At 52.3% G+C, this 23,616-nt stretch carries 24 protein-coding genes and 1 pseudogene; 11 read left to right on the top strand and 14 right to left on the bottom strand.

The annotated features are described in order from the left end of the window. Positions 1–21 precede the first annotated feature (21 nt). On the bottom strand, positions 22–702 hold the full coding sequence (locus tag ACQKP4_RS17555) for an HNH endonuclease (RefSeq protein WP_427634923.1): 681 nt from the start codon (positions 700–702) through the stop codon (positions 22–24). A gap of 96 nt (positions 703–798) precedes the next feature. After that, positions 799–1,155, bottom strand: a complete 357-nt coding sequence (locus ACQKP4_RS17550) for a hypothetical protein (protein WP_427634922.1) — start codon at positions 1,153–1,155, stop codon at positions 799–801. 367 nt (positions 1,156–1,522) lie between these two features. Between ACQKP4_RS17550 and ACQKP4_RS17545 the strand changes: the two genes are divergently transcribed. The 3 genes from ACQKP4_RS17545 to ACQKP4_RS17535 all read left to right on the top strand — a co-directional run bounded on the left by ACQKP4_RS17545 (position 1,523) and on the right by ACQKP4_RS17535 (position 3,843). Then, positions 1,523–2,335: a hypothetical protein gene (locus ACQKP4_RS17545; RefSeq protein WP_427634921.1), complete on the top strand. Its 813-nt coding sequence runs from the start codon at positions 1,523–1,525 to the stop codon at positions 2,333–2,335. A 414-nt stretch (positions 2,336–2,749) separates the two neighbouring features. Beyond that, positions 2,750–3,253: a hypothetical protein gene (locus tag ACQKP4_RS17540; RefSeq protein ID WP_427634920.1), complete on the top strand. Its 504-nt coding sequence runs from the start codon at positions 2,750–2,752 to the stop codon at positions 3,251–3,253. 305 nt (positions 3,254–3,558) lie between these two features. Continuing rightward, the gene (locus tag ACQKP4_RS17535; protein ID WP_427634919.1) at positions 3,559–3,843 is read left to right on the top strand and encodes a hypothetical protein; all 285 of its coding nucleotides are present in this window, start codon (positions 3,559–3,561) and stop codon (positions 3,841–3,843) included. Here ACQKP4_RS17535 and ACQKP4_RS17530 read toward each other — a convergent pair. The 3 genes from ACQKP4_RS17530 to ACQKP4_RS17520 all read right to left on the bottom strand — a co-directional run bounded on the left by ACQKP4_RS17530 (position 3,829) and on the right by ACQKP4_RS17520 (position 8,159). Further along, complete coding sequence (locus ACQKP4_RS17530) at positions 3,829–4,677, bottom strand: hypothetical protein (RefSeq protein ID WP_427634918.1); 849 nt, start codon at positions 4,675–4,677, stop codon at positions 3,829–3,831. The genes ACQKP4_RS17535 and ACQKP4_RS17530 overlap by 15 nt on opposite strands. Positions 4,678–5,361: 684 nt before the next feature. After that, positions 5,362–7,476 carry a sensor histidine kinase gene (locus ACQKP4_RS17525; protein WP_427634917.1) on the bottom strand — a complete coding sequence of 705 codons (2,115 nt, stop codon included), beginning with the start codon at positions 7,474–7,476 and terminating at the stop codon, positions 5,362–5,364. Beyond that, positions 7,464–8,159 carry a response regulator transcription factor gene (locus ACQKP4_RS17520; protein ID WP_427634916.1) on the bottom strand — a complete coding sequence of 232 codons (696 nt, stop codon included), beginning with the start codon at positions 8,157–8,159 and terminating at the stop codon, positions 7,464–7,466. Before ACQKP4_RS17520 ends, ACQKP4_RS17525 begins: the two co-directional genes overlap by 13 nt. 250 nt (positions 8,160–8,409) lie before the next feature. Between ACQKP4_RS17520 and ACQKP4_RS17515 the strand changes: the two genes are divergently transcribed. Genes ACQKP4_RS17515 through ACQKP4_RS17495 form a run of 5 tightly spaced genes read left to right on the top strand, consistent with a single transcriptional unit; the run spans position 8,410 to position 13,298 of the window. Then, positions 8,410–9,420 carry a CBASS cGAMP-activated phospholipase gene (locus tag ACQKP4_RS17515; RefSeq protein WP_192564497.1) on the top strand — a complete coding sequence of 337 codons (1,011 nt, stop codon included), beginning with the start codon at positions 8,410–8,412 and terminating at the stop codon, positions 9,418–9,420. Then, complete coding sequence (locus ACQKP4_RS17510) at positions 9,414–10,604, top strand: CBASS cGAMP synthase (protein WP_427634915.1); 1,191 nt, start codon at positions 9,414–9,416, stop codon at positions 10,602–10,604. The genes ACQKP4_RS17515 and ACQKP4_RS17510 overlap by 7 nt, the downstream gene beginning before the upstream one ends. 1 nt (position 10,605) lies before the next feature. Then, positions 10,606–12,324, top strand: a complete 1,719-nt coding sequence (locus tag ACQKP4_RS17505; RefSeq protein WP_427634914.1) for a ThiF family adenylyltransferase — start codon at positions 10,606–10,608, stop codon at positions 12,322–12,324. Next, a complete protein-coding gene (locus tag ACQKP4_RS17500) occupies positions 12,321–12,782 on the top strand; it encodes a Mov34/MPN/PAD-1 family protein (RefSeq protein ID WP_427634913.1) in 462 nt (153 codons plus the stop codon). Before ACQKP4_RS17505 ends, ACQKP4_RS17500 begins: the two co-directional genes overlap by 4 nt. A gap of 51 nt (positions 12,783–12,833) precedes the next feature. Further along, positions 12,834–13,298, top strand: a complete 465-nt coding sequence (locus ACQKP4_RS17495) for a hypothetical protein (RefSeq protein WP_427634912.1) — start codon at positions 12,834–12,836, stop codon at positions 13,296–13,298. An 11-nt stretch (positions 13,299–13,309) separates the two neighbouring features. On the opposite strand, the gene ACQKP4_RS17490 is transcribed toward ACQKP4_RS17495, so the two are convergent. The 7 genes from ACQKP4_RS17490 to ACQKP4_RS17460 form a co-directional block, all read right to left on the bottom strand. Beyond that, positions 13,310–13,525 carry a hypothetical protein gene (locus tag ACQKP4_RS17490; RefSeq protein ID WP_427634911.1) on the bottom strand — a complete coding sequence of 72 codons (216 nt, stop codon included), beginning with the start codon at positions 13,523–13,525 and terminating at the stop codon, positions 13,310–13,312. A gap of 368 nt (positions 13,526–13,893) precedes the next feature. Further along, the gene (locus ACQKP4_RS17485) at positions 13,894–14,355 is read right to left on the bottom strand and encodes an NUDIX hydrolase (RefSeq protein WP_427634910.1); all 462 of its coding nucleotides are present in this window, start codon (positions 14,353–14,355) and stop codon (positions 13,894–13,896) included. Positions 14,356–14,376: 21 nt separating this feature from the next. After that, on the bottom strand, positions 14,377–15,027 hold the full coding sequence (locus ACQKP4_RS17480) for a DUF7002 family protein (RefSeq protein ID WP_427634909.1): 651 nt from the start codon (positions 15,025–15,027) through the stop codon (positions 14,377–14,379). A 3-nt stretch (positions 15,028–15,030) separates the two neighbouring features. Continuing rightward, positions 15,031–16,710 carry an adenylosuccinate synthetase gene (locus ACQKP4_RS17475; protein WP_427634908.1) on the bottom strand — a complete coding sequence of 560 codons (1,680 nt, stop codon included), beginning with the start codon at positions 16,708–16,710 and terminating at the stop codon, positions 15,031–15,033. Between the two features lie 3 nt (positions 16,711–16,713). After that, a complete protein-coding gene (locus tag ACQKP4_RS17470; protein WP_427634907.1) occupies positions 16,714–17,253 on the bottom strand; it encodes an AAA family ATPase in 540 nt (179 codons plus the stop codon). Between the two features lie 281 nt (positions 17,254–17,534). Then, a complete protein-coding gene (locus tag ACQKP4_RS17465) occupies positions 17,535–18,716 on the bottom strand; it encodes a hypothetical protein (RefSeq protein WP_427634906.1) in 1,182 nt (393 codons plus the stop codon). Between the two features lie 563 nt (positions 18,717–19,279). After that, the gene (locus ACQKP4_RS17460) at positions 19,280–19,588 is read right to left on the bottom strand and encodes a helix-turn-helix domain-containing protein (protein ID WP_427634905.1); all 309 of its coding nucleotides are present in this window, start codon (positions 19,586–19,588) and stop codon (positions 19,280–19,282) included. Positions 19,589–19,710: 122 nt separating this feature from the next. On the opposite strand from ACQKP4_RS17460, the gene ACQKP4_RS17455 reads away from it, so the two are divergent. From ACQKP4_RS17455 to ACQKP4_RS17445, 3 genes are all read left to right on the top strand, one after another. Further along, complete coding sequence (locus ACQKP4_RS17455) at positions 19,711–20,229, top strand: hypothetical protein (protein ID WP_427634904.1); 519 nt, start codon at positions 19,711–19,713, stop codon at positions 20,227–20,229. Between the two features lie 39 nt (positions 20,230–20,268). Next, positions 20,269–20,460 (top strand): antitoxin Xre/MbcA/ParS toxin-binding domain-containing protein, encoded by a 192-nt coding sequence (locus ACQKP4_RS17450; RefSeq protein ID WP_427634903.1) that lies wholly within the window; start codon positions 20,269–20,271, stop codon positions 20,458–20,460. Between the two features lie 828 nt (positions 20,461–21,288). Continuing rightward, the gene (locus tag ACQKP4_RS17445; protein WP_427634902.1) at positions 21,289–21,753 is read left to right on the top strand and encodes a hypothetical protein; all 465 of its coding nucleotides are present in this window, start codon (positions 21,289–21,291) and stop codon (positions 21,751–21,753) included. A gap of 281 nt (positions 21,754–22,034) precedes the next feature. Here the strand turns inward: ACQKP4_RS17445 and ACQKP4_RS17440 are convergent. Beyond that, a pseudogene (locus ACQKP4_RS17440) lies at positions 22,035–22,218 on the bottom strand (DNA polymerase V subunit UmuC); the annotation flags it as partial. A gap of 378 nt (positions 22,219–22,596) precedes the next feature. Next, positions 22,597–23,616: transketolase-like TK C-terminal-containing protein (locus ACQKP4_RS17435; protein ID WP_427634901.1), on the bottom strand; the 1,020-nt coding region annotated here is incomplete at its 5' end.

Genomic DNA, 23,616 nt, shown 5'->3' with positions numbered 1-23,616 from the left:
AAACCTAAGCTGTCGCAACCATTATTTACCCGCCTTCACTTGAACGTATCGGCGCAAAGCATCCGTTCGATGCAGTGACTCCGATGTGTGAGCGAGCCTGTGGCAATTCGCGCACAGCAGCGCTAAATCCTGCACGTTGGTTTTTCCCTTATGGTCTGCATGAGCCAGCGGAATCTGGTGGTGGCACTCAATTACCTGAAAGCCCTCCGTTCCGTAAAGCGCGTAAAAATCAACACCACACGCCTCACACTCAAGCTTTTTCGTGTGAAAAAAACGCTCGCTCTTCATCCGCTGAGAAACACCCTTGGCTCGCTCGCGCCGACGATGCTGCTTCATTTGCAGAGATCCTTCCGAATACTCGGGGGCAACCAAGCGTTCCATTGCTTTCACGAATTTAGAATGAAGCGCCGCCACTTGATTTGATTGGACGTTTAAATGCAGTAAATCGCCCTGATTGTAAAAATCAAAGTACTCCACGACGTGAACGAAGACCTTGGAAGAATCCTCATCCAATGGGGCTCGTCTCCAATCAACTGAGCAAACCTTCTCTGCCGGCCCATGGTGAACGCATCGGCTTGAATATGGGCAGGTAGGCAAGCACTCCAAATCACTCGGCGTGTGCCATCTGTTCCCACCAGGCATCAGAGAGTCCAAAATGCGTTGATCCTCTTTGGTCAAACTCACTGCTTCTTGCACCAGCATTTAAACCCTCCCTTGGAACAACCGAGATGGCCCGTTTGAGCGGGCTTGGCAATTAATCGAATAATCGATATTGACAGCATCACAGCCCAGCCTGAATCACACTCCAATATCCAGATGAAGCCGAAACTCTATCAATTCTTCTGGAACCACTTGAGGCGGGAGGGCCTGAATCAGGCTCAAATTCAAATAGCGTCTGTGACGATTCAACATCGATAGCGACGTTGCCTTTTTTGCGACCGGAGACTCAATACCAGCTAGCCTGAGCCCCTCACTCAACGCGTTTAACACATCAACCCCGACCCATTCCGAACGCAGCAGGCCAACCACGTTAGTACTGCTGGTATTCACGTACTCACGCATGCACTGATTCACAAACGCGCTCAACCCTTGGCTACCTAGATGCTGAAATGCTTGCCGCCAGAGTCGCGTCTCCATCGCTGCGGTAATGTTCATGCCCTTCCTAAAACGTTGGGAGTTGTAGCTGGCGAAACTCAACGTACAGGTGTTCGTAGCCAGCCCAGTACCAAGCTCAAACGAAGAATTGACATTAACGCACTGTCTGGCGGCAGCCTTTCGTTTTTGCGGCGAATTTAAGATGGCGACAAATTTTCTGTGTCGAGGACAATCCCCATTTGGGGAATCTTCTGTGCAGCGAGGCTAAAATGATGGCACAGCCCCATCCTTCCACAAAGCGGTTTCCAGAGGGAGCAAGCAACGTTGTGAGCACCGCGACCAGCGTGCCGGCTCCACTGTCTGGTCACCAGGCTCAGCCATTGCCACATGAGCGAGTCTGATCGCGATTTCTATCAGGGCCCAGGATATGTACCGTAAGAACCATACTGAACACGAACCGCCACTGGAAATCACCGACGAGCACGGTAGGAAAATCAAAAATCCGAACCAGATCACTGTGAATCAGCATGTCACCGCCCGAAAGCACCTCGCAGAGTGGTCTGGTAGCGACGGCCGCATTTCCATTGTTGATATAGAAACAGGCAAGACCATTCAGGCCCGTCCCGACGATGCCTTCGTCGTATCACGCTTGTGGGATCAGCCCATGGAAGCGGGCACGGTCAAATCGACCGAAGATAAATACCAGGAGGAAATCGCTAGGCTGCGAGCCAGCAACAAAATTTCCAACCATAACCTTATCACTGAGTATTTCGTGATGATGGGCGCGCGTGCCTACTGCGCCGCCAAGCCCCGTCCCGATCACGAGCCCACAATGCACTCCCCTACGTTTACACCTACCAAGGAGGAGCTTGAGCTCGATGAGCTGGAACAGGTCAATGACTCAGTACGCTTCATTCGAGGCTTCAGTGAACAGAGCACTTCAAGGCTAGTCGTGTTATTGGCGATGACCACCATTTACCTTAGATACACTACGCGCTTGAAGGATTGTCAGTGGGTCGCATTTGCGACGTTAGGTGAGAAATTCATCCTTCCGGATTCTCTGTGGTTTCTCCTTGAGCAAAATTTTCTCCTTCTACCGGTCAGCCCTGACCTCATCCTCATAGAGAGCAGGATTCATGATGAGCTCAGCGATTCCGGCATGTTAAACGCTGAGTCGCTGAACATTTTTTTGAAGCAGAGCGTGCGCCAACATTACGTGTCAACGCCAGGCAAAAACTGAGTCGAGTTCGAACTCCGTGGGTCGGAGTTCGCTTTCCGACACTCGAACGGAATGACGGCCTCATACAAAGTCACGATTAAGCATTAGAATGAGACTCGGGCGCTCTTTGCGTGGGCTCTATTTCCATTCTTCATGAGCCTAGCGCCATTTCGCACGTAACGGGGTTAATACGACGGCTGCCAGAGAGTCAATCAAAAGTCAGATGTAAGACTATGAAAGCGCTTTGCTGCATGGTCGCACTCAAATATATAACTTCCATATTGCTCCGCGTCAAATACAGCCCTTATAAATAGCTTGGCGCCTGCATCCTACTGGGTTTGCGGAAGAGCAATACAATCATCCCATGAAAAAATAGTTGCGCCACCTTTTGCTCCACCGGCATTATCATAAAAACAATAAGAAAAGGTCGCCAAAATGTCTAAACTCATAGTCGTTTCGTTATCAGATCTCTTGAGAGAGAGAACACCTACAAAGACTATATCCAATATAAAAGAGCAAAAAAGCAAGAAACTAAGTAAATTTCAATCTCTTGGGTCTCTTTTTCGCTCGGCAGATATGATGGCTGAAGGAGACGTTGTCGATAAGCTCAACGTACTGCAGGATTTTGGCAACAAAGTCGACAGTCTCGGTTTTGATTATTACGCCCCTTTGCACTTACTATCCTCTCCAAACTGGAAGATCCGGATGAGCACCGCGTGGTGCCTTATCGGCGATGCTGAGCGAAACATCGCCAGGCAGTTGGACTACGATATCATTCACAACTTTTGGCCAGACACTTCGTTTTGCGAGGTTGGCTGGGATGATGAAGTGAAGCGCTGGTTCACCTCCCTCCCCTGCTCACTCAATGTTTCGGCTGAGCTCAAGATTGCGGCATTCGTGGGGCAGCCCTCGCGGGATGTACTTGTATTCGCTGATTAAACGTGAACCCCTTAAACCACCGCCAATGAACTATTTTAGATTCGCAGTGAGGATCGACAAGTAATATGGCTTACCAGCCCGATCGGTTGCACAAGCGTTGCCGGTGCTAAGAAGGCGAACTTTCTGATAACTAGGCTATTAAGCCTAGGCCGGGCTTCAGGTATTGCCCGCTGATTGGCTCCCACTGCAAGATAAAGTATGAGCCGAGAGCCCTGATACTCGGTCTCATACGGGGTCATGCCGGATCTCAAAAAGATAAAGATAGGTCAGAACCGAATATGAGATTTCACCAAAGCTCCCCATTCATGGACTATCGAGATAACCTGATTCTTGCCGCGTTGGTTGAACTAGATCATTTGGAACGCCTCAGAGCGTCCTCGTTTAGCCTGTCCAACGCCCTAGGCTCCTTTAGGAAACCTGAAGTACTGCTGGATCTTGTCAACGAACTCGCCTACAACGCTATCGATCGCGTGGTGCCGGAGATGATTGCCAAAATGGTACAAGAAGAGCTGGAAGAGATGCCGATCGACGCGAAGGAACTGGACGCTGTCCTCCAAAAGCCGATCGGCTCGGCGCTACAGATGCTTTAACGCTAGCAAGCGCAACCGTTCGCGGCGCCCGTATGTATTAAAGAAATATGCACTATCGAACTCCAGTGACTTGGTGTAAATGACCTTGGATTTCTTAGTGGCGTTTTCAATCTCAGCCACAACGAAATCAATAGCGTCACTACCAAAATCCTCCTTACCAAGACGGTGATTATTGAAATAAAATCGAAGACTGGAACCTTTTACGCTGGGCTTACGCTCGACGTTTCCGTACTTATTGACTCCAAACCCAGCAGAGTGCTCTTTAATTTCTTTCGCAATGAAGTCATCAACTTTGATACCCCATAAATCGCGCGCCTCGGTCATATATGCGAAGCCGAATGGCAAATTATAGAGATTGATGCACCGATACTTATGCCCCTCACTCGCTTTAAAGTCCTTGAGCATCTCCGCTATCAGGTCATCTGTTAAGGTGATACCTATAGCCTTTTCTAGCGTCGAGACCACTAAATGAATGTGGTTAATCAACGCTTCTCGGATTTCATCATTTCGTTCTTTGCTTTTTCGGGGAGTTTTGCTGTCAAACTTTTCCGGGTTATGGAACGGACAGTCCTCGTAAGCTCCTTGGTCGTGTTTTGCCAAACCAGAAACTGAACTTCCCGTGTGCCTGGCGTACAGAACCTGAGCATCCGTTTTAGGGACAAGCCGGTTAACCAGGGTTACAGGGTTTTCACATGCGGGGCACAACGCATAGGACTTGACCTCCCGCCCATCATTCCTGACGTACGTCTCGGCTCTGTGGGTTTTACCGTTGTAATTACGCTGAGTGAGAACCACAGGTACCTTTGGCTTTTCTAGAGTACTGAATACGTTCAACTTTTTTCCTTAAAGTATCGTAAGGCCGATGCCTAGGATTCGCGATATCGGGCTCACGGAGCCGCGCTTCAAATTTCAGGCACTCATAATGGCTAAGAGCCACCATCCTGACAAGGGGATAGGCATGGCCCAGTGTCGAGGATCATCGATTAGCGCCAAACCCCCTGCGACAGCGTTATGGCGCTCTCGCACGGCAGGTGTTTCGCTGAGAGGTCGATGCCACGCTGTCGCAGTGCTGAAGATTTTGAGGTCTGCCGGGAGCGACCGCTGACTCAGGGTCGATTGGCATTTCCCATGCCTTTCCACTTGCGGTCTTGGCGATTGGTTCTAGGGTATTGATGGCACGCCTAGAAACCACGGTGACGGGATATACGCCACTGTTGTCGGTTGCAAGCTGCCCCCCTTGAAATCAACCATTTGGATATCGAGACAAGTATGTCAACGCACATCAAGCCAGGCCCGAAACCGAAACGTGACGACGGAAAGGATGACAGAAGGCATCACGTGAACCCCGAAACCAAGCCGAAGCATCCAACACTTCCCACCCACAAACCTGAAAAGTAACAACGGTATTGGGGTGATATCAGCACGGCTCGCAGTCCCGTCCTGACCTCCATGTTTGTCCGGCCGGCCCGAACGGGCCGGCTATGGCATTGATCGGTCAATCAGCTGAAATTTGAACGCCTAACCCACGCAGGGCAGTCTGATTTCGAAGCAGACACCATCACCCAAATTGCTGGCGGTCAGGCTACCGCTCAGACGTGAAACGAAGGTCTTCGCCATATACAGCCCCTGGCCAAGATGATCCCCCTCCCCGGCGCCGTCTCGCACAGAGACGCCATATTCAAAGATTTCTTCGATAGGGTCATTCGCGATATGAGGGCCACAATTTTTTATCGTGACAACGGCGTCGCCCTGCTCCAGATAGCCATCGACAATAATGTCAGTATCAAGCGTTCTAAAATCCTGGGCGTTGCTGATGATCGCGGTCAGCACCGACTCCAGCATGTCAGCGTCAACCATCACATAAAGGGCAGAATCGCTGCCGACATATTTGATACCCGCCGTTATCGACTCAGCGGCGTTCATCAAGTATTCCGTTATGTTTTCCTTAGTAATGTTTCCAGATAAGGAGTTCATGGCCTCTTGTGGGCTTTTGAATATGAAATTATCAGAAGTCTCTTGCCCCAAGGAAGCTCCATATAAATACTTGACTGCGAATGAGATCCTCCGTACGAAGCGTGTACTGGGGTCGGTATCATCATTGTGGCGAAGCATCAAATCCTGCAAGGGAGATCTGATTTCATGACCTATCGCACGTAGAAAATGGTGTTCCCGTTTCGAGCGCTCTAAAGCACTACGGCCATACGCCATGAGCGCCTCATGAAGCTCTGAGATGTTCCGCCAAAGAACGCCTACCTCGCTCTGACTTTCTTTTATTTCAAATGGCAGCTTGTATTCATGAAGGGCGTTGTACCTCTCTTTCATATGCAACGTATTGCGCCGAACTTTGTAAAGTGGTGTCAGTACGAAAACACGCAGAATCACGTAGGATATGAACAACAGGACAATCAGAAGAGAGGAAAGCATGATGATGGATCGCGCAGCAATTCGCCATCCACCCAATACACTCGAAGCATCACCCCGAATGGCAACCGTGCTCCCGTCCGGAAGCTTCGCCAACTCATCAATTTTTGTCGCAGGAACAATAATCTTAATAAAAAAGTCGGTTAACCGGTCGACGACATTAAATGGAAAAATCCTTGCCGAACCCGCGCTCTCGCCAGCTGCGTGCCTGACACTAATTTTCGTGTTCGAATTAACGGGGGTAAATACTAAAACCTCTCCAGGGGTTAAATAGTTACTCATTCTTTCAAACGAAAAAACGGTATTCGGCTCAGACAGCGTCGTGTCCATAACGATACTGCTCTCACCTGTCGCGTCATTACCGATTAATTTAACGTCTATACGGGCTTCAGACAGATCCTCCGGTGGCCAAACGGCGGTTTCCCCATCCGGCTGATTTGCCTCGAAGGCATCATCCGCAAACGCATAAACTGGGAGCTGAAAGATGAATTCAAACCTGTTGCTTGCACCTTGGCTGCTGACCTTCAAGGCACGCCCTTTGATCTGCGGTTCTCTTGAATAAGCCCGACCTGTTGACGAACCTATTTTGAATCCGGTCAAGCTCCAAGCGGGAGACAAGTACGGGGCCATGGAGTCGCCAACCCTCTTGATGGCGTCGAAGGTGACGATGAACTGGCTAGCGGCACCGCGCGCAGATACCGTCACCAGAAAATAGTCTCCCGTCCGAGGATCATCGATATAACGAGGCGAAACCAAATCACCGAATTTATCGAATCCACCCCTCACGTAGGCAATTGCACCGAGCGCTTTATTTTCCAACACTCCTGCGCAAACTCTATTCTGAGGCGCATTGATGCCAGCAAAGCTGCATCCCAACAGAGGTTTTACATCCTCGACATGCCCTGGCATGACATTGAGGTATTCCAGGGGAATTCTGTAAAACGGGATCCCTGTGTTATCTGGTTTGGGCGCCTCAAAATTACTAAGATTGATCCTCCCATCCAGCGAATCAAACTCATAGGCCACACGCTGCAAATTACGTTTAACACTCGATTCGTACTGCTGCGCAACAGAACCAAAACTCAATCGAAGCGCAACAATTGTGCCGACTGATACAACAATAAAAACCGCCACCAATACACCGATAATATAAATTCTGATCGATGCTTTGCTGATATTATTTTTAAGCTTGCTGAGATCTAATCCTGCCACCGAACCCCCTTCATTCTGATGACTTCAACGTGCCCCTCGGACTCACCGACCTCCTTCAACGCATCGCGAATGGTTTTCACATGCTGGCGGATGGCATCATTGTTCTTGCCGCTTTTCACCAAATCAAACAGATCTTCGTACGTGACGAGTGCACCTTTATTCTTATACACTTTTTGCAATATTATTTTTGCTGTATGAGGAATATTAAGAGGCTTTCCTTTGAAACTCGCCTTCCCCGTCTCATGGTCTACGAACAGGTCTTCTTCAGACTCTGCTTGCTGCTCGCTCTGCGCTCCTTGCGAGTTTCGTCTGTCCCTCAGCACTCGCATCGCGGCGGCTAAAAACATTTGCCCATCAGGTGCAATAGGTTTCTCAAGAAAATCCCATATATCGAGCTGGTACATAATAGAACGATAAACTGAAGAATCTAAACCGGAGACAACGATGACGGGACTTTTGTGATACTGGGAGTTTACGTTTATAAGTCCGATGCCCGCATTTTTTTCGGGCGGCAGTTCAATATCCACCACAATCAAAGAATAATTATTCTGTTTGATGCCCGTTTCGGCCGACGCCCTATCAAAAAACTGATCAACTTCTGCAGACTGATCGAGCTGACGACAGAATTCTGCAAGGGCATTATTCACGGCCTTTGAATCTTCAATAATGGCTATCTTATACATGAGACTAACCTCGGACAAATCTAAGCAAATCAATTGCGACCGATAATCTCACAGAAGTCAACATGGCGCACGTGAGCAAATACTCACGAAGCGAAAGAGATCTTCACGATCAAAATTTGAACTAAACGTTAGTGTATTCACGAAAGCGTAACATAACAAAGCCAACCCCAACCCGCCTTTTTTACTCACGCCTCTGCCGTTAACTTACTCATCAATCGCACTCATCCTGTAGTGCCGGAGGATCGTATTCATGTCAGCAAATCGCTTTCAGATTTTGGCACTATCAGGCGGGGGGTACAGAGGGCTGTACACGGCCACCATCTTGGCAGAAATCGAGCGCGAAATCGGTGGGCCCATCGCTCGCCATTTCGACCTCATTGCCGGAACATCTATCGGTGGCATCCTGGCGCTTGCGATCGCATCGGAGATTCCTGCCCAAGCAATCGTAGACCTCTTTAAAAAGCATGGGGAGGCGATCTTCACCCCCCGCACGCGGATGCCCATCTTCAAGTCCACGTTCAGCAGTGACGAGCTAAAAAAACAAATCTCGGAACCTGAAATGCTGGGCACCAAGCTACTGGGGGATTGCCTTCACCCGGTCGTCATCCCGGCGATCAATTACTCGACTGGCAAGCCAGTGCTGTTCAAAACACCGCACCATGAAAGCTTTCGGCGCGACCACCAGCACCCGATGGTGGACATCGCTCTCGCCACGAGCGCTGCCCCAACCTTCTTTCCGCGTCACCAGTTTCAACACAACCAGTACGTCGATGGCGGACTGTTCGCCAACGCCCCCGGCCTACTCGCGCTTCATGAAGCAGAGACGTTTTTCGACGTCGCCAGCTCGGACGTTCACCTTCTGTCCATCGGGACGATGTCATCCAAATTCACTGTGAACCCAAAAAACAATCGTGAAGGCGGTGCCGTGGACTGGGGTGGAGGCAATCCCGGGAAAGCAGCGCAACGACTGTTCGGGTTGTCGATTTCCGTTCAAGAGTCGCTCTGCGATTTCATGCTGCAGCACAAGCTCGGCTCACGCTACATGCATGTTGACGAAGACCTGACGGACGATCGCTCCAAGGCGGTCGCCTTGGACAAAGCAGACATCCACGCGCAGGAAGTGCTCATCGGCTCCGGTCTGGAAAAGGCCAAAACATGCCTCGGAAAAACGGACTTCATGGCGTTCGTTGCGCACAAAGCTCGCCCTATAAATTTTTACTACGGCAACAACGCGACACGCCAGGAGCCTGAAACATGCTGAACCTTACCAAGCTCTATTTTTCTTCCGTCGACGACGTGGTTTTCAGCGACAAAATCGCGCCCACTGACGAGCAGCGTGATTTTCTTACCCAGTGCCGGACGAAAATTCGCGAGTACTTGAAGCCAGCGATTGCCAATGCGACCGTCGCTGTTTTGGGCATGGAAAAGCGTGTGGAGCCTCGGTTCAGGACGCAAGGTTCCTGGGCCTATAAAACCTGCATCCAACCCGCACACCCTGACAAGCAGGAAACCGACCTCGATTATGGCGTCTACCTGCCCGTCGATGTTTGGCAGGAAAACGGCCCGCCGGCTGCGATGGCCAAAAAGTACTTCGACCTGGTTGAAACACTCCTTCAGGTGCTGTGTGTTCAGGAAGGCTGGAAGCTGATTACAGGCGCCGATGCCAAGGACACCTGCATCCGGATAGATGTCGCTTCGTGGGCCCACATTGACATCCCGCTGTACGCCGCTCCGATCGAGGAGTTCAACAAGATTGTGGAACGCACGGTCGTGCTTAGCAATGAACGTCGTGCGGCCGTTTATGACAGCGTGAATGAATCCGTCACGGAGTTGGCGTTGGCCAAGGCGCAGACATGGGACGACCTTGACACCATCATGCTGGCTTCTCGGTCTGGCCTGTGGCGGGCCTCTGACCCTGAGGATGTCGCCAAGTGGATCAAAGACCAAGTCGCGCGTTATGGTGATCTGGGTAATCAATTTCTTCGCGTGTGCCGTTACGCAAAAGCCTGGCGGGACTTCCACTGGGAGATCGGCGGCCCCACCTCCATTTCCTTGATGATCGCGATTGCCCAGAACTTCGAGGGTAAACGGGGTCGCGACGATATCGCTTTCGAGCATGCGGCCAACGCGCTGTCCATCGCACTGAGTACCGAAATTCGCGAGCCAGGCATTGATGACGGCGTTGAGGACTTCAACCGCCTAGATCAGGAAAAACGTGAGTACGCGTCAAGCAAAGCCCAAGACCTGGCCGCCGCGCTCAAAAGAGCTAAAGGGTGCCAGGAATACCAAAAGCACCTTGCATTGCAGATCACCTCGGGCCAGCTGGGTGGGCGAATCCCATCGAACACAGACCTGATCGATGTTGAAAGCGCCACGGAAATTGTGCGTTCAACCGCACCTGCCGTAGTACCTGCCCCTCGTGTCCCAAACACTTCTGCAGGTTGATATGGAATTCGAAGGCCTTGGCGATGTGCTTCGCTACCTGCATGGACTGGGCTTCACAGCCCGTCCCACCAAGAATGGGGTTCGCCGATTTCTTGGTACGTTAAAGTCCATCGCCGGGCTGGTTCCAGTAGAACTTGCGGTTGCCGACTGGGGTTTTCTTGTCTACCCGAAAATCCGTATTACGGAAAAGCCCTCCTTTTTGCCGGCCCGCATGGCGCATGGAATCGTTGGAGGTGATTTCTGCTACCTGGCCGAAGGCTCCGTGGTGCTTGATCGATACAACCCGGCTGGAGCCGTCGCATTTTGCTTGCAGCAAGCTACCAGCCTGATCGACCAACTCATTAGCAACCCAGCTCAAAGTGAAGCGGATATTCAAATAGAGTTTCAGTCGTATTGGACTGGGTCGAGTGCCGGGACAGTAATCCCAATTGGCCTATCTGAATTGTCATCAGACGCTAATGAGGCGCAGGTTTACAGGCTGTCACCCAGGGCCCCATTTGGCGACATCGTTACCACCAATAAGGCTGCGGTGGATCGGATGGCGCTTTCTTGGGGGGCCACCGCACAACCGCTGGAGGCACGATGCTGCTGGCTTTTCAGAACAACTGCCGCGCCGGTTGCGTCATCAGCACTGCCTTGGACGGTGAAAGAGACCTTAACCTGGCTAAAAACGTGGGACAGCTCTCTCTACGCTGCAATTCAGAAAAGGATCGAATCTGACAAGTCGATCTTGGATTCCAGCCGTATTTACATCCTCATAGATTCACCGGTGGGTTGGATCGGTTTCGGTTTCACCGTGAACCGGCGCTACATCACTAAAGCCACCACAAAAGGGACTGCCGGCAGCCGCAGATTGGCCGGGAAGGCGTACCGGCAATACCTTCATGGATTCGGTGGTTCCGACAAAATAGTTCGTCTGTACACCACAGATCTCAGTTCCGACTTTGTGCACACGCGCAACCTGTCGGGCTCACTGAAAAACGGATTATCCGGGCTGAACATCGCGCTCCTGGGGTGCGGTTCGGTGGGTGGTTATGTAGCTCAAGCGTTGACGCGGCTGGGCGCAGGAACAGACGGCGGCGTGCTCACGCTGATCGACAATCAATTACTGCAGCCGGACAACATAGGCCGCCACGCGCTTGGATTCAACGCATTGCTCAAGCGAAAATCACAGGCGCTCAAGGATGAACTTGATCTGCAGTTTCCCTACAGCACTATCGAGTCGCGTCCCATTGCGATTACACCGAAGCTCGATTATTCCAGCTTTGATCTGCTCATCAATGCGACCGGCGAGGAGCCTCTCTCAGAAATGTTGAATGCGCTACGCATCAGCAATGACGGGGCATTCCCGCCTATCTTGCATGCATGGATCAAAGGTAATGGCGAATGTGTTCAAGCCTTGTGGACGGACTCGTTGAAACACGGATGCTTTCGCTGCTTGCGACGGTACGAGCCCGGAAGCGAAATGGCAGAGCGGTTCCAAGTACTCAAGAACGAAGTGGAGAAAGGCTTTCGCGCCTGCCAACATTTTACGCCGTACGCCGTGTCGGCATCGCTGTCCGCTGCAGCCCTTGTCACGGATATGTTGATTGACTGGAAAAAGAACGGCAGCCCAAGCCCAAGGTTTCGAACCCGAGCAGTGGAAAACGCAGACACCTACAAAATAAAGAACCAAGACATCACCCCGCTGAGTGGCTGCCCTGCATGCGGAACGAAATGATCCTGACGGCCCCCGAGCTGCCTGGGTTGTACATTCTCGTCGAGAGCAGTGTGCTCGACGTGATCTGTGCTTACCGCCAGGACAGTAGAAAGAAACACGAGGCCGGAGGCACGCTGATGGGATACAGATCGGGCCAGCATCTTCATGTCCTATATGCGACCGTGCCAATGCCTTTGGACAAAAGCTCACGTATCAGCTTTGAACGCCTGGATCCAGGTCATCAGCGTGCCGTGACGAAGCAGTGGAAAGAAAGCCAGGGTCGCGTTGACTACCTCGGCGACTGGCACACTCATCCACAATTGAACCCGTCGCCTTCTGGAATTGATTACACGGAATGGGCGAAGCTCGGCTCGACCCTGAATAAACCTCTGCTCTTCTTGATTGTAGGAGAGCGTGCGAAGATTTTTGCGGCTTATCACACTGACCAGAAAGCTATACCGCTGACTAGTGGCGAGTGAAAGACTGTCTTGCTGTCATCGATTTCAACTTACTTCAACATGAGAAAAAGCATGGGTGCGCAGCACAAGCAAAAAAACGCAGTAGATGTTGAATCCAGCCACACGGCAACTCCAAGCGCAGGCGGCAAAATCCTCTTCCTCAAGATCTTTGACTCTTCCACATACTCGGGATTATTCAAAGCAGGGACGGTGTGTTTCACCATCTGGCTGATCGGTGCGTCGCAAACCGCAGTGACGCTGTACGACAAAGAAATTGATGCATATTCCGACAAATACAAGTTTGAAGCGGCTACCCACCGCTTCTTGGATCAGACGGACTGCAGGCTACTATCGAACTACCAGGCAGACTGCTTTCTGGCCAAACACAAAATTAAGGCCTCTGGGAGTGCATTAGAAACACTTAAGACTGCTACTGACGCCGCATGGCTCGGCGGCATCTTCTTCTTCATCGCCTCGACCCTGCTTTTCTTTTTTGCCCCGTTTGCACTTAATGCCTACAAGAAAACCAGTCGATAGGGCGGAGTACTTCAGTGCTGAGTTCGCTTGAATGCCACCAACGCTTCAAGCGCCTGCGCGACACTCATTCCCTCTCGCTCTTTATTGATAACAAAGTCCGCGTCGAAGGTAGCAGGATCACTCTGCGTAAAGTCTGGATAACCTGCTTCGGCATGCTTTCGTGCGTTATCAATCACCGATTGCAGCCCCTCACGCTCCGCCAGTGAAACCGTCTTTTTCCGATTCAACAGGGTTACTCCAGTCAGCGGTTAGGAGCAGATCATAGACGAGGCCGGCGGCAGCGTAATTGCCGACAATGGCAGACCGAAAGCAGGACGATCTACTTGCCCCACCAGCGTGGGTGCAACGCGACTTCAGAACTTCTATCCGATCCAGACATCAGTGATTGAAAGCAAGACTCTCAGCCAAATCGACCACCTGTTTTCGATCATCTTTTTTCAGGCAGTGAAAACACTGGAGCAGATGAGCCGTCTCGTCATCCTCACAATAAAAGTAGGCTAGCGTAGGTTGAGCACTACCGCGATCTGCTGCAACGCCTTACGAGCGCCGGCCAGTAACCTGAGGCAAACCGACTGATCGAGGTGATTCGCTGGGTTCACCCACCGCCAGTGAGCAATGCCTCGGCGAACAGACTCCTCAGATCCGGCGGGTAAATATCCTCGTCACACCTCGACAGTTCGGATTGCGACCACCACCTCACTTCACACACGACGCTGCGCTCCTGATCACTCCATGCGGCAGCGGAGCACTTCTCGGCGCCGGCATGCACCACGTAGTAGTTCTCAACCGCGAGCACAGGCTCCCCATCGGGCATTTGCCATAGGAACTCTCTGCGTGCGATGCATGGGCCAACGGATTGGACATCAACACCGGTCTCTTCCTGGAGCTCGCGCACTGCCGCCTCCTCAAAAGACTCATCGCGTCTGAGTTGTCCGCCAGGTGTTGCCCAGTAGCTCATTCCTGCCAAAGCGCCGGTCTTGTAATCTATCTTGAAAAGCAGCAAGCGATGAGCCGGGCTGATCAACAATACGCGAGAGGCTAAGCGGTGTCGCGGCATGAGTCCCCCGTTGTACCAGCGCTAACCAATGACCTCTAATACCTCACTTCCCCGCATTCGCCGAACTTCCACCACGTATTCAGCAATGTTGGGGACGGAGTAATCAACAACCAGTTCGACCACCGTCTTGATCGGTTTGCCTGAACGCTTCACAGGATAATCTGGAATTCTACGGAAGATCTCTGTACCGCGACGATGCGGCATAGGCCAGGTATTGCCCGAGTTCATATGACACAACCAAATGGCTTCGGCATACGCCGGAATGAAAGTCGCCGAATCCAGCGTCAGAACATCGTGTTCGAGCCTGCGGTAATCGCGAGCGCCGAGTAGACGATGCAGCCTTTGTTCCTCAGCCCAAAAGAAGACTTTGTGGTTGATCAACTCATACCACTGGCGTGGTGTTGTGCCATCCGTGAGGGCCTGTATCAATCTGCCCTCAGGCATGGGCTTCTGATCACGAAGCACAATGTTGGAAGGGTGCCCTGCCCTCACGTCCATTTTCTGATTGCGGTGCTCGCTCTCGAACCGGGCGCGGTCGCCCCCTTCGATGGCGAGATGGTCAAGGACGGCCGTCGCGCTCATCAGCCCATGGGTACGAATACTGTCCCAAGCTCCGCGCTCAGCCATATGGTAAACCCGAGGGTAAAGCTCGATCAGCTTGTTCAGATCCATCTGTTATCTCCTGCCAGAGCGCGCCGTCCAGTTGCGCCGATCGATCAGCGAACGTAAATCGCTGGGATCCGGGTCTCTGGTAAACCGAGTGTTGATCAGCGAGACAGGCGCTTGAGACACACGCTCAAGCTCCTCCACGAATTTGATAGTGTCAGAATCAAGCTGCTCGAACCGGCGAGCGTTACGATTCGTCGACTGGAGGTAATCTGCAAAAGTCAGGACGATGTCGGTCGGGGCATTCAGCGCGCAGGCTTTGCGAAACTGATCCCATTCAAACCAGCCAACTTTACGATTACGGTGAGTGGTGGAGGTTTTCTCGGCAGCGTTCAAAGCGTCCGCTTCGAGACCTGCAAACTTTGCAATCTCGTCGAAAGTCGTCGGATGCTTGAGCAGCCCGGAAGTGTGTCCCTGATCCCCATCCGGATCGCCAACGCGGATAGGCATAGGTCGAATCACCATAAGGATCTTGCGGATCCTGCTGGGTGATATCCCCGCTTCAGCGAGGCATCCTGCAACATTCGTGTCCCTGGACGTCACATGGGGATAGTCACCGTGGAAAATACTCAGCCCGCTCCCCTGGGTTCCTTCCAGCAGAATGGAGTTACCGTTGCGGTAGGCCTCCTCCAGCCTGTCTGATGTGCATCCGTGATATTTTCCTGGAATCCCCACGTAAGGGCGAAGCTCATCAACATCCCGCGCGAGCCTTATCGCTTTACCTCTGCTCATAATACGCCGCGCAGCCGCTGCCCCACTTCCGCTTCCAGTAGAGGCGATGGTTGACACCAGATGCCCCTCCTTCTCCGTCTCGATGTCTTCATCTTCAATAATGGTTGCTTGAGGATCGATGAACAACCGGTCTGCGCCGATACCGCAAGCTTCAATCTCCTTAAAAAGCCCCGGCAACCTGATAGTCATGCCAGGGCCAAGAAGTAGCCGTGCAGTCACTTCTCGCGACCCTGAGGGAAGATGATGATAGGTAAACGTACCGACGGCACTCGCCACGGTGTGTCCAGCGTTGGGGCCACCGACGCGAACCATGACATCGTACTCGCGGGCCAGGTAAGCGACGATATTGCCTTTGCCCTCGCTTCCGTACTGTCCGCCAATGAGAACATCAACGCATCGAATTTCAGGCGGTGTGAAGAGGTGCAAGCGAGCGGCGACCCTCACCAATGTGTCCTCGGAATCTGAGCGTTCGGTGTAGATGCGAACGTCTGCATCCTGCTTGAGCGCTTCGATCTCACCCGGATCCTTGAGCTGATTTACCTCCTCATAGGCTGGAGGGCTGGTTTGCCCTTCAACACGCTTGGCGTAACGCCCCTGAAGCGTGGGATCGCTAGCGTAGAGGTGCACATGTACCAGATTGGCACCGAAAGCCTGTCGAAACTGCAGCACCTGTGCCAGCGTATCCAGGTGATCGACGACTAACGGTCGGTCATCGTTCTCACTCGCGCACATCGCCTGGGTTTCCAGAAGCATCCACTGCTCATGCGCTGCCGTATCCAAATCACGTCGCCGATCAAGAATGTCCGGCTGATCCATTCGAAGGCGCCAATCGGCATCTTCAATGGCTCGACGATCACAAACCACGGCGAAGCCAAACTGCTTTTCCAACAAACTGGCTAATCCACTCTTGCCGCTACAGGTCTTGCCACTGATCACTACAATCTGCCGAGTTTCCATGCGCTACTTCTCCCAGATGCCCATTATCTGATCCGCAATTTCCGATGAGGTGTGCTGTTGAGTGTCTAGAACTTTGTCCGCAAAACCTGCAAGCGAACGAGCGCTCTGCTCGTTAGGGTGCTGTACGCTCACTTGATACTCATCGAGAGAACTTGCGCCACGCGCAGCGTATCTCTGCTCCAGAACAGACTCTGGCGCGACGATGTGCACGTGCCTCACCACATCCCCGAAACGGAGCCTGAACAACTCCACTTGCCGAGGTTTTCGGACTGCATCCAGGAGCCAGTTATCAACATTTGGTCGGGCTTCGATGGCCGGAATTGCGACAGACTCTATGAGCCAGGAAAAGTCAGTTGCCCTGTCAAGGGCGTCACCGAGTTCTTGGAGACTACGACGATCAAGTGGCTCATTCCGGTCAGCCAGCTGAGCCCGCAGAAAAGAGCCACTGCTGATGGGAACAAACCCATGGCGTTCTTGTAGCGAGGCAGAAACTGACGTCTTGCCACTGGCCATCGGGCCGCTCAAAAGAACTAGTCGCTTCACGTGATGACAATCCCTGTCTTGCGAATTCAATTTCACGCTAAAGCGTAGCTGGCCCGGCTACTTGGATATGTTTTTTTTCACACAGAGCAGGCAGTAGCCAATGCGGAGAATTCACACATCAGGAAAACAATCCTTTGTCAGCCCTGGCTCAGCGTTTTCATTCCCAACAATGGAGTCAGACCTCAGTTGCGTCCTGCATTACCTCAACTTCAGAATCGCTATGGTGTACCTGAAACGCGGATGTAATGGGCAGGGGCACGAGGACGCTAACGCTGTTTACGCTATTCAAGTTCAATTTGGGGGCCATAAGTCATGATATCCGCTAACCGAAGTGCCTTCCGTGCTGCAGTTTTTGCGGCAGCCAAATCACCATTTCGCAGAATATCAATTAGCATCTGACGGTCTTCTACCTCTGTGGAAGTTTCAGCGAGGCGCTTAGACCAGTACAGACGGGCAACACCTGAACCGATTTCAAGCACTGCTCCAAATGCCTGTCCTGGATTGACCTCACGCTCCCAAACTCGCATCAAAGCCGTAATTGCTGGCTCCTCTGGTTTCCGCTCCGTTCCCTCAGAACGCTCTATTGCCGCCGACAGATCATTGCGAACTTGGTCGGCCTGCTGGAATTGGGCGATTGTAAAAGCCGTCAACTCAGCGTCCGGGTGGGACGGGTGCTCCTGTCGCTTTGCCTCAAGGGCTTCGATTGCGGCCAACACTTTCTGCTTGAAGTATTCTTGCGTTGATGCCCGAGCGGCTAGGCGCAGCTGTCCAATCAGACGACCAACATCGTCGACCAATGAAACAAGGAACCAGTACGGGCGCTCCGTTCCCTGTTGAATCAGAGCCGTAGCTACGAAAGGCCATACTTCCTGCACCGTGAGGTTAGGTCGCCCCAAAACATGCAGAATTCGCTCGGGCCCAAGAAGGCATAAATCAAGAAGGAACGATTCCGGGGGAAGATCCAACCGCCCTTCATTTAATCGGCCATTCGCGATACCAACATCCGCAGCGAATTGGTCGGGAATGTCAGCAAAAGCACGGCGCAGATGTTGTGGGGCAATCGCTAAAGCGTTGGGGTCATTCGGCCGCACTACAACGTTTAGCCCTTGGCCTCCAGGATTGATGCGTTGGAATCTAATCGGGGCAGCATTTTGCAGCGTCCCTAAAAGCAATGCGATGTCTGCGGCTGTCGGTGAAACAACCGATCGATCAAATGCGTCCAGCCATTCTGGTGCTTCAGGTGGAATCTCGGGAAGCACCAAAAATAAAGACCTCAAAGCAGTTACTCGCTCTGCGGGTGCCTGCGCGTGTTGGAATTTTTGTATGAGATCGTCTACCAGTACATTCTGGTCGATGACATCTTCCAATGGCGTGGGGAGGCGATCCAGGTAAGGTCGCATGCGTGAAGAAGTCGCTAGAAGCTCCAGAAAGCCGTGAACCCTAAGCGCTTGCATCAGTGTCACGGCTCGGGATACTCCTGACCCTGCATGAAGGCCAGCAGCTCTTTGCGTGAATAGAAGTGAAAATCCTTGAGTTGCTTCATTCACCAGTGCTCGATGTCCGACTGCGTCTGGGACGCCAGCGGTTAAAAACGAGACTGCTGGGACAGGGGCTCGAAGGAGCTCTCGCACATCACCAAGGATTTGCCGTGCACTTTTGAACTGAGTTGGGGAAAGCATCATTGCTTGTTCACCCCGAACCTGCACGATAATCGCGGCCAGAGCTTGCTCCGCTGCTGCGCCAACAAGACCGATAGCTGGCGAATACCGGGCACTTTCCACCCGAAGCTCTCCGCGACTAGGTGTACCAAGGCAGAATAGGGCCAAGGCGAGTGATTCCTGACTGGCCTCTAAGAGGCGCACCGCGTTGTTACTTAGCAGCCTGGGCATTGCTTTATCCCGCCAACCATCAGTCCTTAGGAGCAGTGTCGACTGCCATAGGCTCTATAGCAAAATTCGAAAGAATCTTTTATCACACGCTTTTGCTGACTTAAGGCGAATCACCAAATCATTTTTGGTCGTGAACATCAGCTGCGCAAAGCAAGACTTTCAACCAAATCGACAACCTGTTTCCGATCATCTTTTTTCAGGCAGTGAAAACACTGGAGCAGATGCGCCGTCTCATCATCCTCGCAGTAAAAATACGGAACCGGTAAATTCAGGACAGCAGCAATCTGCTTCACGATGCTTTCACCAGGCTGGTGAACGCCCTTTTCGTATTGAGACATCCTCGCACTAGCTGTGGCCGGCTCAATACCCGCCTCAATCCCCAAACGTTCCTGTGAAAAACCTCTTATCTTTCGCGCCTCTTTCAAACGCTTGCCAAACGTACCCATTTTCTCATCGCCGAAAGGCTAAGAGATTCTTAGATTCGACTTGATCACATACTAAGTATTACTTAGTATTTGGCAGAAATATCCTTTTGCCATCACTTCAACCGCACGGACAGGGACTCAAGATGAAGGAAATGCAGATCGTAGACGGCCGGCTCGACGAAAAATCGCGAGGGTTCGGCGGAGACATGGTGAGCTACCATTTTTGGAAAATTGACGGTAAGAAACTTGAACCGATCGAAATCCCGGATGTGCTGGACGCCCATGTGAAGGCAGGGGATCGGGTTCGAGTGACGGCGCAACCGGGCAAAGACAAGGTCAACAGAATCTGGGCCATTCAAGTTGCAGGAGAACCTATTCGTTCAGTTGTCACCATCCCTTTCATTGCAGTTTCCCTGGGTCGACTCGGCATCTTTCCTCTGATGGTCGCGATTTTTACCATCTTCGTTGCCTACGGATTCTGGGGAGCCAGCCCCAACCACCGAAGCTTTCACGGATCGACCTATCAGTTGGGCTGGCTCGCGCTCAATTTGTTCGTCAGCTACCGCTATATGATTAAGCCAATATTGATCATCACGCGCGGCATCAAGGTGTTTCGCGAATATTGCGCCAAGGCCCCAGCATCGACGTCGACCGCGAACTGATAGCGAACGAACGTCAGTGAAGTCTCCCGAGAGCCCGAAATGAATTACATCGAGTTGGTTCAACACCAGGCTGAGGCGGTATTTGGCAACAAAGCAAAGGCTGAAGCTTGGTTGAATGAACCCAAGGCCGCTTTTGGTGGAAGCTCGGCGATCGAGCTCACTCACAGTGAAGCCGGCTATGCGCAGGTTAAGGAGACCCTCGATAGAATCGATCAGGGGTACGCAGGCTAGCAGAGCCTCGTGGCCCCTTCGGACAGGCACTACGGCATTCATTTATCAGGGCTGCGTGAGGTCTGTCAGGGGGATAATTTGCCGTGTGCTCAGGTGATTACTTTGCTGTAAATGGGGGATGCAGGCGACATCACGCCCAGTCCCTCACAACCCAAGCTCCCAACTCAGAAAGTCCTCTTTGACAGCGTCATCTGCGCAACCATCCTGCAGCAGTCTGGATTGTATTGCGCGCAGCAGATGGACTCTCACCCCCTGCCGTAGACTCACGAATTTCGATGCATCCTCTAACGAACTGAGCGCCCACGCCCTGCTCTGCAGCGTCGCCCATAGCATATGTGTCGCTTCGCTTCGCTTCCGACGCTCGATGCATGCACGCGCACCGGGGTGTCCAACCTAGGTTTGCGTCTGAAGTTCTCCAGGGCATCACTCACCAAAATACCAAGGCCGTCAGGCCCGTAATGCTGCAGAGCCAGAGACCAAACTGTCGCCTCAACTTCATCCAAAAACGAGAGCTCCCAACGGAAAATAAAAGTGAAAGCCGAGGGTGATTGATCAGTCCAAAAGACGTCGCCGTTCGTATGATTCAAACGAGCCCCAAATTGTTCAAAAATGCCCCCCTGGCACGCGTTATTCGGAACAACAGTAATCTAATACTGTTTTTAGATATCGCCAAAACAATTCAATAGGGGATTTGCCGAATGAGCTTGGCCAAACGCCCAGCAAACCCACTCGTATAACTTACTTCTCAATTATGTCAACCCAAAATCGTTTGCAAGCAAAAAAAAGCCATGCTAAATTTTTCCTATAACTTTAATAAAGGAATTACCAATGTCCTCTTACATCATTCACATCGAACATCGGGAAGAGCAAGATTTGGCTTGGGTTGAAATCAATGCATTAAGCCAAGAGTCTAAGTCCGCACGCCGCTGTCGCTTTCAAACCATTGGCTGGATTTTAAACATCGTAGATACTGTTAACAAAAAAGTTGATCCGAGAATAGTTGAAGATGAGGACTACGCTAAAAAAGCATTAGTTAAGTTCGCCAAAATGGGTGAGGCCGCAGCAGATTTACTATTGAGCGCACCTGACTGGAGGCGTAGATTCGAAGCAGTTTGGCCGACACTCGATGATAAAGAGCGTGAACACGCTTTGCGTTATGACTACGATGACTGGGATAACTATTGGCCAGGATTTGATACATTCAATCGCACGCTTTACGAACAGTGCTTTATGCCAAAGCCGAACGCTGCCCAAGAAAAAATCAACGCTACTTCATCTGTTATGGAACTGTAGCGGCGAAAGCCCAACGGCAGAATAGGGGTTAGGTATCTCCCTCCCGTAGTCATGATCTGATGGGAAGAAAACAGATCACCCCCTTGCTGCCGAAGTTTTTTGAGCTGTACCCGGACGTCATGGTAGAGCACTCTCTCAGCGATTCGGCAACAAATCTGATTCGTGAAGGTATCGACCTTTCCATATGTTGGGTGAGATGAAGGACAGCACCCACCAAACAAAAAAACTGGGTGTCCTGAAAAATGTGACGGTCGCTTCGCCTGACTTCCTGAAGAAGCATGGAGCCTAACCAGGAGCACCTCAGCTTTGCTTGACTTGAACCCAGGCAGAAAAACTCGCTCCACCGCATCAACTGCAGCCTTTGTCATCAACCGCACATCGTCCGTTGGGTACGGCAATTCCACCAGGATACCATTGGCGTACTTGGCTTCATCGGGGTTGAAACATGCCGGTGCGGATACTCGGGATCAACGCTGTATTGAGATGGTTACACATGTGGGCAACGAGAAATAACCGCCAAGCTGATGTTAAGCGAAAGCGTGGAACATCATTGGCAGATTTTTCGTAGCGACGCGGACTGCGGAACAGTGGCTGCATTTTTACACAGCACAGCCTGTGTCGATCGCTGCCGGTCGTCACTACTGCGTGTGCCGGTCAAGTCGAATGCCAACTGCCCCATCATGCAGTGCGCTGCCCTGCCGGCCGATGCGTCGTTTTCGCCGCAGGCCAGACAGGGGAGTTATTTTTTCAACAGAATCGCGATCCAATATGACGGCCGACTTCGCTAGAAATAGGCCGTTTTCTGCAGGGTAGGCTCGCCTCTTAAGTCGACATACAAAACCATCATTCCCCAAGCTCATTTGCTATGTTCAGCACGTTCTGCAGGGTGAATCCGAACTCTTCGAGCAGTGCCGGCGCAGGCGCCGACTCGCCATAGGTGGTCATGCCGATCACGCGACCTTCCAGGCCGACGTACTTGTACCAGTAGTCGGCATGGGCGGCTTCGATGGCGATACGGGCGCTGACCTGCAACGGCAGGACCGACTGCTTGTAGCCGGCGTCCTGGGCGTCGAACACGCTAGTGCAAGGCATGGAAACCACACGCACCTTACGGCCTTGCCGGGTCAGTTTGTCGAAGGCCTGAACCGCCAAGCCCACTTCCGAACCGGTGGCGATCAGGATCAGCTCAGGCTCGCCTGCACAGTCCTTGAGCACATAACCGCCACGGCTGATATCTGCGATCTGGCCGGCATCACGGGTTTGGTGCTGCAGGTTCTGACGCGAGAAGATCAGGGCCGAAGGACCGTCCTTGCGCTCCAGTGCGTGTTTCCAGCTCACCGCCGATTCAACGGCATCGGCTGGACGCCAGGTGTCGAGGTTGGGGGTGCAGCGCAGGCTGGCCAGTTGCTCAATTGGCTGGTGAGTCGGGCCGTCTTCGCCCAGACCGATAGAGTCGTGGGTGTAGACGTGGATCACACGCTGCTTCATCAGCGCCGACATGCGCACGGCATTGCGGGCGTATTCCATGAACATCAGGAAAGTCGCGCCGTAAGGCACCAAGCCGCCGTGCAGGGACACGCCGTTCATGATCGCGGTCATGCCGAATTCGCGAACGCCGTAGTACATGTAGTTGCCGCTGGCGTCTTGAGCCGATACACCTTTGCAACCTTTCCACAGGGTCAGGTTGGAACCGGCCAGGTCCGCAGAGCCGCCCAGCAATTCAGGCAACAGCGGGCCGTAGGCATTCAGTGCGTTCTGGCTGGCTTTGCGGCTGGCGATGGTTTCGCCCTTGGCCGCGACTTCAGCGATATACGCCGAGGCTTTTTCAGCGAAGTCGGCCGGCAGTTCGCCGCTCAGACGACG

Origin of the sequence: Pseudomonas sp. NPDC086278, from assembly GCF_050280905.1 — a bacterium.
Taxonomy (GTDB): domain Bacteria; phylum Pseudomonadota; class Gammaproteobacteria; order Pseudomonadales; family Pseudomonadaceae; genus Aquipseudomonas.
The sequence above is the reverse complement of the archived record's forward strand: the minus strand, read 5'-3'. Positions and strand labels throughout refer to the sequence as shown.